Origin of the sequence: uncultured Dialister sp., assembly GCF_900538805.1 — a bacterium.
Taxonomy (GTDB): domain Bacteria; phylum Bacillota; class Negativicutes; order Veillonellales; family Dialisteraceae; genus Dialister.
On the sequence record NZ_UPZP01000118.1, the window covers coordinates 1 to 6,138 of the forward strand.

The window sequence follows — 6,138 nt, forward strand, 5'->3', positions numbered from 1 at the left end:
GGAAGCACTGATTAATTCGCAGAATCGAATTTCATAAGTATTTTTATCCAATGCTGCGTCATAAGTCTCCTTAAATAGCTCGTCCCGGCGGCTGCCTCAACCCTCGCCCGCGTAAGCGGGCGTCAACCCTCTTGCGTTCGGGAATACGGCCGACCGCACAAGTGCCACTATCTCCCGGCTGCTTCTTCAATCCATGCCGCCGCTTCTTTGTATCCTTCTCCTGTCTTTCCGCTGACCTTGAATACCGGGGCATTCTTATTCAGATGGCGGAGGCCCTTCATGAAGAAGTCTTCGTCGAAGTCCAGATAGGGGACCAGGTCGATTTTATTGAGGAGGATAATGTCCGCCTTTTCAAAGGCCAGGGGGTATTTGTAGGGCTTGTCGCTGCCGTCGGCTGCGCTGACAATGAGCATTTTGATATTTTCCCCTATGTTCAGTTCCGCCGGGCACACCAGGTTTCCTACGTTTTCAATGAAGAGGATGCCCCCTTCTTTGAAATCCATGGTGTGCACGGCGTTGTGCACCAGGGGGGCGTCCAGGTGGCAGGCGCCGAAGGTGTTAATCTGGGCGGCGGTGACGTTCTCCTTCCGCAGCCTTTCGGTATCGATGTCGGATTCAATGTCCCCTTCAATGACGTATACCTTAGATTTCATATGTTTCATGAGCTGTTCCAGGGATGTGGTCTTGCCGGTTCCCGGGGCACCCATGACGTTGATGGTGTATACGTTCCTCTTCATGAGGTATTCTCTTACATGTTCGGCGATGTGATTGTTATGGGCGTAAATGTCTTCCATTACGCCGGCTTTGACCATATGCATCTAATCAACCTCCAGGTCTACAGATTCTATATAAAATTCCTTGCCAATGTCCGTGGGAGAGCCGTCGCCTCCGCAATAGGGACAGGTGAAGGAGAATCGTTTTCTTTCAAACAGGCGGCCGCAGCGGTCGCATTTCATTTTGGGCCGAATGTCCTTGATGGTAAGAAGGGCGCCCTCGCAGAGGGTGCCCTCAGAAATAACGTCAAAGTACATCTGGATGGATTCTCCGATGAAACCGGAGTCCTCTCCCACCACCAGGTGGATGGCCTTTACGGTGCCCCCTTTTTCGCGGGCCGTCTTTTCCGCAATACGGACGATTTCCAAAGTCACCGGATATTCATGCATGAGGCTCTCCGTCCTTCGGTACTTCCTTTGCCGGTGCCGGGCGGGCCGGGCGGCGGAGGACTCTGCCCTGGAAGGCAGCCTTCATTTCCTTCTTTTCTCCCGCTTCCCAGGCGTCTGCCAGGGTAAGGCAGTGGGCGGGGCAGCCATCGGCGCAGACGCCGCAGGTAATGCACTTCTCCCGGTCAATGGTCCAGGTGCGGTTTCTTCTGTCAATGGAAATGGCATGGGCCGGACAGTTATGCTCGCACTTGCCGCAGAAAAGACATTTTTCCGCGTCTATCCGGATATGGGTATCCGGCACGTTCACTTCTTCAGCCGGTCCTGCTGCCGGTGATTCTACTTTGACCGGAACTTCCGGCTTTGCTTCCACTTTTGCCGGAGCCGTTGCTTCCGGTTTGCCAGGAGCCGGAGCAGGAGCGGGCTTTCTTCCTGCCAGAGGGCGGCGGAGAACCTTGCCCTGGAAGGCAGCCTTCATTTCCTTCTTTTCTCCCGCTTCCCAGGCCTCCGCCAGGGTAAGGCAGTGGGCAGGGCAGCCGTCGGCGCAGACGCCGCAGGTAATACACTTCTCCCGATCAATGGTCCAGGTTCGGTTCCTTCTATCTATGGAAATGGCATCGGCCGGGCAGTTATGTTCACACTTGCCGCAGAAGAGGCATTTTTCCGCGTCTATCCGGATATGGGTATCCGGCACATTGGCTTCTGCTGCCGTTTCTGTCACTGCAGCCGCCGGTTTTTCTGCCGGAGGTTCCACTTTCACAGGAGGTGCCGTCCTTCTTCTCACGGGAGGGCGGGAGCCGTGCATGGTGATTTCACTGGGATTTCCCAGGTAGCAGCCCAGGGAGAGGCATTTCCGGGGGCAGTTGTCGATACAGGTACCGCAGTTCACGCAGGCCTCCAGGTTAATGCGCCAGGTGCGGCTGCGGCGGTCCACTGTAATGGCACCGGAGGGGCAGTTCCGCATGCACTGGCCGCAGAAGATACATTTCATAATGTTGTTTACAATGTGGCTCCGGTCGTCCATGGCAGCTTCCGCCATATTGATGGCCGCCACTTTGCGCTGCACCTTGGATACGCCGTCTTCCTTCTTCACCTGGAGGATGATTTCCGATTTCTTCACGTCCGGCGAAGGGGCTTCGGGGTCCATGTGGAGGCATTTCTTGGGGCATACTTCCACGCAGCCGGCGCACTGGACGCAGGCAAAGGGGTTGATTTTCCAGGTGCCCGTGGCCCGGTCCACGGTAATGGCACCGGCGGGGCAGGTGCGCATGCACTGGCCGCAGAGAATGCAGCGGCTGATGTCGTTGATGACCCGGCCCCGGTCATGGGGTTTGTAAATCTTAGGTTTTATGGGATAGGAGGTGGTTACAGGCGGCTTGAACATGTTGGTGAGGGCCTGTTTCATGTAAATGAGAAAACTCATGGAGTGCCTCCTTATCTTTCACAGCAGCTGATGCAGGGGTCGATGGTGAGGATGATGTTGGGCACGTCCGCCAGTTCGCAGCCCTTCAGCATTTTCACCAGGGCCGCCAGGTTGGCGTTGGTGGGGGTGCGGAGGCGGAATCGTTCCAGGTTCTTCGTGCCGTTTCCCTTCACATAGTAGAGCGCTTCGCCCCGGGGCTGTTCCACCCTGGTGAAATATTCGCCCACCGGAGGCAGTCCCCGTACCGGCGCTTCGATGGCCCCTTCCGGGAGAAGTTCAAGGCAGCCTGAGATGATGTCGATGGACTGGGTGAGTTCCCCCAGCCGTACTTTCACCCTGGCCAGGCAGTCGCCGGCGGTTTCGGTGACCGGACGGAAATGGAGCTTTTTGTAGAAGCCTTCGTCATCGGCCATGCGGTAGTCCATGGGAAGGCCGCTGGCCCTGGCCATGGGGCCTACGCAGCCCATATCAATGGCGTCATTCATGGAGAGGACGCCTACCCCCTCCAGACGGCTCTGGATGGTATTGTCATAGAGAAATACCATGGCCATTTGATTGATTTCCTTCCGGAGTTCCTTCATTTTCTCCAGGATTTCCCTGCGCTGGCTGTCGGTGATATCCCTTCTCACGCCGCCGATTTTGCAGACGGAGAAAATGACACGGCCCCCCGTGGTTTCTTCAAAAATATCCAGTACGATTTCCCGGATGCGCCAGGCATTCATGAAAAGACTTTCAAATCCCATGGCATCGGCAGCCAGGCCGAACCAGAGAAGATGGCTGTGGAGGCGGGAAAGCTCGTGCCACATGGTACGAAGGCAGCTGGCCCGCTCCGGTATTTCGATATCCATGAGGCCTTCCACCGCTTTGGCATAGCCCCATCCGTGGCCGAAGGAACAGATGCCGCACACCCTTTCCGCCACGTAGATGAACTGCTTGAAATCCCGCTTTTCCACCAATTTTTCCAAGCCCCGGTGCACGTAGCCGATGGAGGGCACCGCCCGGACCACCCTTTCATCCTTCAGTTCCAAATCCAGATGAATCGGTTCCGGCAGCACCGGATGCTGCGGTCCAAAGGGGACTGTCGTTATTTCTGCCATTTGAAATCAATCCTCCTTTGTCTCTTTATGAACGGATGCGTCAATGCCAAGGCCGCTCCGAAGATTCACCTTCACCGCCCGCTTCGCATGGACGGCGCCGGACAGGTCGTGCCACGGCGTTTTCTGGGCCAGATGGTAGAAATGGCCGCCATAGTCCACCTCCGGCGCAATGAAGCGGATGTCCAAGCCGAAGAGGTCGTGAATTTCATTTTCCCATACAAAAGCGTACCAGTACAGGCCGGTGACGCTCATGACGGAGCCCGTGAGGGGCACGACGAGGCGGAGATGGTAGAGGAAATAGTTCTTGTCAAAGGTGTAGGTCAGCTCATAGCCCTCCTCCACCCGGGTGCAGAGAATCTGTACCAGACGGCAGCCTTCCTTCTTGAAACGGGCCGTCCTTTCCAGAAGGTCTTCACTTCTGATTTCAATGACCTGCTGTTTCATTTTTTCTCCTCCTCTCCATAGGTGCCAAAGACCTTTGCCTTTTCTGCAGGCACGCCGTGATTTCCTGTGGCCTTGAGTTTCCTGTGCTTTTCCTCCAGCACCGAAAGCCCCTTCACCACGCCGGCAATAATGGACTCCGGCCGGGCGGCGCAGCCCGGCACATACACATCCACCGGAATGGCCTTGTCCATGCCGCCCAGCATATTGTAGCACTCCCGGAACACGCCGCCGGTGCAGGCGCAGGTGCCTACGGCAATGACCACCTTAGGCTCCGGCATCTGGTCATAAATCTGGCGCACCACCGGCAGATTCTGGGCGTTCACACCGCCGGTAACCAGGAAGATATCCGCATGCTTGGGATCCCCCGTATTCACAATGCCGAACCGTTCCACGTCGTACAAAGGCGTGAGGCAGGCCAGCACCTCTATGTCGCAGCCATTGCAGGAAGAACCGTCGTAATGGATGAGCCAGGGCGATTTCTTTTCATATCCCATAACGAGTCCTCCTTATTTGAAATACATGAGAAAAGCCACATTAATAAATCCTGCCAGGAAGGAGAAGAGCCAGGTGGAAGCCAGCATTTTCTCCCATTTCATACGGGCGCAGGAATTGTCCACCAGAATGCCCAGGAAGAACACAAGGGCACATACAAGAAGGCCCGGTATCAAAGTCCAGGGGGAAGAGGTGACGAAGAAGAGAAGCACCAGTCCCAGAAGGAACACGTCCTCATACCACTCCGCCATTTCCACCATGCCCAAAGTGCGTCCGGAGATTTCCGTCTTCACGCCGCCGATGAGCTCCTGGTGGGCCTCATGGGACATGGAAATATCGAAGGGCGATTTCCTGAATTTAATGAGAAGGATGTAGCAGAGGCCCAGGAAGATGCCGGGCATGCGGATGATATTCATGGTGTCGGATGCCATGATTTCACCGATGTTGAAACTGCCGCCGGAAAGGTAGAAGCCAAGGGCCGCCATGAGCAGCATAGGCTCATAGGCCATGGTCTGCACCAGTTCCCTTTCCGCCCCCACCTGGCTGTAGGGAGAGTCGGTGGCATAGGCGGCAATGATAAGGCACACGCTGGCCATGGTGAGAGTAAACACCACCAGCAGGATGTCGCCCCTTGCAAAGAAGAAGGCCCCAGAAAGAAGGACGAAGAGAAGGAAACCGAACACATAGAATCCCTCCGCCTTGTTCACTGCAATGGGCTGCTTGTCCCAGAGCTTTCCGAAATCGTAGAAGGGCTGGAGAATGGGCGGTCCCACGCGGCGCTGCATGCGGGCAGAAATTTTCCGGTCAAGGCCTGCAAGAAGTCCTCCCAAAAGGGGCGCCAGCAGCAGGTACAGAAGGGCGCCCATGGCATTCATCATATAATCAGACATGGAACACACCTCCCGCCGCCAGAGACAGCTCCATGAGCACGCAGGCCAGGCAGGCCGTGTACCCCCAGAGGGTCATCCTCTTTTCACCAAACCAGGTTTCCAGATACCAGTTCCGAAGCTGCACCGGCACAATCCGTCCGCCGGCGCCGCGGTAAGCCACGTCACTTCCCAGATTCTCACCGGAAAGGTTCGTAATCACCTGTTTCTTCCTCCTGCTCTTGCCGAAACGGAGAGGCAGGATGATGATAAGGAACACCATCACCGACATAATCCAGAGGTTGGACTGGGCAATGACATCATTAATATTTCTATACATTAAAGCCAGATAGGGGATAACCATGTACTGGGAAATCAGAGGGAAGAGGACGCACACCACCAGGGTCAAAGCCGCCAGCGTCTTCAGGGCTGTCCACTCTACCCCCAGGATCCCCTTTTCCCTGTTTTCATTGGTAGGAATATAGGTGGTAATCTTCCCCAGCCATTTGGTCCAGTAGAAAAGGGTGGTGGCAGAGCCGTACACCAGGGCCAGGAGAAGGAGGGGCTGCCCGGCGTCTACAAAGGCCTTCATGGCTGCCCATTTGGAAATCAACATGCCGAAGGGTGCCAGGAACATGCCGCAGATACCGATCACC

General features: G+C 55.8%; 7 protein-coding genes and 1 pseudogene. All 8 read right to left on the reverse strand.

Annotated elements, in window-relative coordinates; translation table 11 throughout:
• Positions 1 to 167 precede the first annotated feature (167 nt).
• Positions 168 to 818: a hydrogenase nickel incorporation protein HypB gene (hypB, locus tag QZQ29_RS08525; RefSeq protein ID WP_296962321.1), complete on the reverse strand. Its 651-nt coding sequence runs from the start codon at positions 816 to 818 to the stop codon at positions 168 to 170.
• Positions 819 to 1,163 carry a hydrogenase maturation nickel metallochaperone HypA gene (locus tag QZQ29_RS08530; protein ID WP_296962323.1) on the reverse strand — a complete coding sequence of 115 codons (345 nt, stop codon included), beginning with the start codon at positions 1,161 to 1,163 and terminating at the stop codon, positions 819 to 821.
• Entirely contained in the window at positions 1,156 to 2,583 is a 1,428-nt protein-coding gene (locus tag QZQ29_RS08535; protein ID WP_296962325.1) for a 4Fe-4S binding protein, read from the reverse strand. Before QZQ29_RS08535 ends, QZQ29_RS08530 begins: the two co-directional genes overlap by 8 nt.
• Positions 2,584 to 2,594: 11 nt before the next feature.
• Positions 2,595 to 3,680: a nickel-dependent hydrogenase large subunit gene (locus QZQ29_RS08540; protein WP_296962327.1), complete on the reverse strand. Its 1,086-nt coding sequence runs from the start codon at positions 3,678 to 3,680 to the stop codon at positions 2,595 to 2,597.
• Between the two features lie 6 nt (positions 3,681 to 3,686).
• A complete protein-coding gene (locus QZQ29_RS08545; RefSeq protein ID WP_296962329.1) occupies positions 3,687 to 4,124 on the reverse strand; it encodes an NADH-quinone oxidoreductase subunit C in 438 nt (145 codons plus the stop codon).
• Positions 4,121 to 4,618 (reverse strand): NADH-quinone oxidoreductase subunit NuoB, encoded by a 498-nt coding sequence (nuoB, locus tag QZQ29_RS08550; RefSeq protein WP_296962331.1) that lies wholly within the window; start codon positions 4,616 to 4,618, stop codon positions 4,121 to 4,123. The genes QZQ29_RS08545 and nuoB overlap by 4 nt, the downstream gene beginning before the upstream one ends.
• Before the next feature lie 12 nt (positions 4,619 to 4,630).
• Entirely contained in the window at positions 4,631 to 5,506 is an 876-nt protein-coding gene (locus QZQ29_RS08555; protein ID WP_296962333.1) for a complex I subunit 1 family protein, read from the reverse strand.
• Positions 5,499 to 6,138: pseudogene (locus tag QZQ29_RS08560) on the reverse strand (hydrogenase); the annotation flags it as partial. The gene QZQ29_RS08555 and the pseudogene QZQ29_RS08560, both read right to left, overlap by 8 nt.